The sequence below is a fragment of the Streptomyces capoamus genome (genome assembly GCF_014654935.1).
GTDB classification, from domain to species: domain Bacteria; phylum Actinomycetota; class Actinomycetes; order Streptomycetales; family Streptomycetaceae; genus Streptomyces; species Streptomyces capoamus.
On record NZ_BNBF01000006.1, the window covers coordinates 1 to 469 of the forward strand.

The 469-nt window shown below is 71.6% G+C and carries 1 protein-coding gene; it reads right to left on the bottom strand.

What is annotated here, in order from left to right; genetic code table 11:
* Positions 1 to 141: 141 nt before the first annotated feature.
* The coding region (locus tag IE312_RS39595; RefSeq protein ID WP_229899551.1) for an L-serine ammonia-lyase, iron-sulfur-dependent, subunit alpha at positions 142 to 469 on the bottom strand (328 nt) is incomplete at its 5' end.

Below are 469 nucleotides of genomic sequence, written 5' to 3' on the forward strand. Positions count from 1 at the left end.
CAGATGCACGTCTCCCGGCTGATCACGCGGCTGCTGGCCCGCCTGCGCGAGGGCATGCTCAGCACCTCCTGAACCACCCCCGCCCGAGGCGGGAGCGGCCCGGGGCCCGGTGCGTCCGCACCGGGCCCCGGGCCCTTCGCGTCAGCACTCGATGATGTTGACCGCGAGCCCGCCCCGGGCCGTCTCCTTGTACTTCACGCTCATGTCCGCGCCGGTGTCCTTCATCGTCTTGATGACCTTGTCCAGGGACACCTTGTGCGAGCCGTCGCCGCGCATCGCCATCTTCGCGGCCGTGACGGCCTTCACCGCGGCCATCCCGTTGCGCTCGATGCACGGGATCTGGACCAGGCCGCCGACCGGGTCGCAGGTCAGGCCGAGGTTGTGCTCCATGCCGATCTCGGCCGCGTTCTCCACCTGCTCGGGGGAGCCGCCGAGGACCTCGGCGAGGGCGCCCGCGGCCATGGAGCAG